Source organism: Microcystis sp. LE19-195.1E (genome assembly GCF_027532095.1).
Lineage (GTDB): Bacteria > Cyanobacteriota > Cyanobacteriia > Cyanobacteriales > Microcystaceae > Microcystis > Microcystis aeruginosa.
On sequence record NZ_JAPZSZ010000138.1, the window covers coordinates 1 to 3,042 of the forward strand.

Here is a 3,042-nt window from a genome sequence, read left to right on the forward strand (position 1 = left end):
TCTTATAATCCTGTCCGTTGCATAGCACAAACCGAAGAACCTAATTAATTTTGCTTAGGCACTTATTAATCGCTACAGTTTCTCTTATCTAGTTAAGTAGGGAGGCACAATTATTTGTAGGATGGGTTAGCGGTAGCGTAACCCATGCGGGCGTTGGGTTTCATGCTTCAACCCAACCTACGTTCATTTTATATTTAATTCCACCCACCCACTTATGAGCGGCTGAATTGGAGATACCAGCTTAGATTTTCCTCCTATTCACACAAGAGGATAACTATTGTTTTTAGACTATGAAAACCATAGAAATTAAGCTATTAACACAACCTAAGAATAAGTAGTCGTGCAAAATTAATTTCCTAGTCGAGACAGGAGACTCCGAGACAGGAGACAGGAGACGGGAGACGGGAGACGGGAGACGGGAGACAGCTATTAGGGATCGGATTTGAGTTTTCAGTTCACTGTTTCCTCACACCAGAAGTCTGACGGAGTAGTGGCTTAGATGTGTAATTAATTTTGCTTAGGTACTTATAAACATAGCCTTACCGGTGGCAGCCCAAACAATCTCAACAGTTATAACCCAGAATATAGAAGTAATAAGGGGATAGCCAATAGCTATATACTCTAAATTTGGTTAAGTTTTTTTAAAGTTCCTGTGAAATTACTGAAAACTTCTTGACATAGCTAGGTAGCTTAGGCTAAACTTCCTGAGAAATACTCAACGATGAACGCCCCAGTATTAACCTTCTTTGTCTTGGAGCTAAGGATATGAATAATCCTCTGTCAGTACAGGAAACAACAACTGCAACCTCTAATCTAGGAACTACTTACACAGTTACTAATACCAACGATGATGGGGAAGGTTCCCTAAGATGGGCAATAACTGAGTCTAATAATAATCCGGGTACAGATACCATTGTATTTAATATTGGTGAGGGTGGATACTATACAAATACCATAACTCCCTTATCGGCTTTGCCGGAAATTACGTCCCCTGTCTTGATTGATGCTACCAGTCAACCGGGATACGAGGGAACGCCGATAATTCAAATTAGTGGTTATCAAGCAGGTGAAGGATTATCAGGTCTAGTTATTAGTGCCGGTGACAGTACCGTCCGTGGCTTAATTATTACCCAGTTTAGTAGCTATGGAATACGCTTAATTGATCAAGGTAATAATATTATTCAAGGTAATTATATTGGTGAAGTTAATTATATCATTAGCGAAACCGGCAACAATCTTGAGGGATTGGCTGTCGAATTTTTCTTTAGCAATGGCAATGGAGAAGGGGGTATTTTAATTGAATCTGCCAATAATTTGATTGGGGGATATACCAGTGAAAGGAATATTATCTCTGGTAATACGGGAACAGGTGTATTAATTAATGGTGAAACTGCAATTAACAACCAAGTCATTAATAATTACATTGGTCTTGATTCATCGGGAAATTCATCCAGTCCTAATGGGGTTGGTGTGGGGATAGTTAACGGTTCAGATAATATTATTCAAGAAAACGTTATTGCTGGCAATACTAACACTGGCGTAAGTGTATTGTCCTATGGAAATATCGCCAATAATAATCAAATACTCAGTAACTGGATTGGCACTAACCAATACTACAACAATAGTTTTTTAGGTAACGGGGATGATGGAATTGATTTAGCTGGAGCAAAAAATACCCTCGTACAAGGTAATATTATCTATTATAATCAATCGACCGGTGTTGTTATTCGTGGAGCAGATGCAACAGGTAATCAAATTACAGGTAATTCTCTGTTTAATAATGCCGAGGGTATGAGTATCCAAGAAGAGGCACAAGGTAATTCAATTACAGGAAATACCATTAACTATAGCAACTCTAATGGCATTTCTGTAGATAACTCTCAGAAAAATACTATTCAAGGCAATAGTATCTATGAGAATTATGGTTTAGGGATTGATTTAGGACGGGATGGAGTCACCGTTAATGATGAAGGTGATAGCGATACAGGAGCGAATGCTTTACAAAACTATCCCGTTTTCACCTCTGCTGAAGTTGTCGCAGGAACAGCCACCTTGATTGGTTATCTAGATAGTGAAGCCAATAAGGAATACAGGATTGAAATTTTTGCTAATCGTACACAGGATGCTAGTGGTAACGGAGAAGGAGAGGATTACCGTACCTATATCACTGTGACTACGGATGATAATGGTCGTGCTGATTTTACCCTTTCCTTGTCTGCCGAGAGACTGTATAGCTATATTACTGGCACAGCAACTAATCCCGATGGCAACACCTCAGAATTTTCTCCCTCTATCACCCTAACGGGAGAGTTACCCAATTTAGTGATTACTGAGGCTACTGCTCCTACTAATGTGGGTTTAGAACAGTCTTTCACCGTGAATTGGACGGTTAAAAATCAAGGTACAGTTACCACCCCATGGAGTTCTTGGAGCGATGGCATTGTCTATTCTTCTGATAACATCTGGGGCAATGATAATGACTATTATATAAATAACTTTTGGATTGATTCATCTAATAGCAACGTACCTTTAGATCCCGATGAAACTTATACAATGACGGGCAATGTTACCTTGCCTAGTTATATAGCTGCTACGAGTGGCTATTTATTGCTGAAGACGGATCAATATAATTATCAAGCAGAAACCGATGATACGGATAATATATATAGTATTCCTATAGTCATTAGTCAACCCAATTTAATTATTACTGAAGTAACAGCACCGACTACGGCTACTGCTAGTCAGACTATTACCCTATCCTGGACGGGGAAAAATGACAGTTCTGTTACTACAGGAAGTTACTACTGGTATGACCAGGTAGTCTTCTCCACCAATGACATCTATGGGGATAGTGATGATATTTCCCTAACCTGGTACTACTATATTGACAGCTATTATGGCTTACCCTTAGAACCGAATGAAACCTATACGGTTAATACCAGTGTCACCTTACCCAGTAATGCAGTAGGAAGTGGGTACTTACTATTTAAGACAGATGCTTACAACTACCAAACAGAATCCAACGAAAACGATAACGTTTAT

The 3,042-nt window shown here is 39.2% G+C and carries 1 protein-coding gene; it reads left to right on the forward strand.

Annotation, left to right across the window (positions count from 1 at the left end; all coding sequences use genetic code 11):
• Positions 1 to 765 precede the first annotated feature (765 nt).
• Positions 766 to 3,042, forward strand: a 2,277-nt coding sequence (locus O9300_RS08185) for a right-handed parallel beta-helix repeat-containing protein (RefSeq protein WP_287971178.1), incomplete at its 3' end; no start/stop codon positions are given.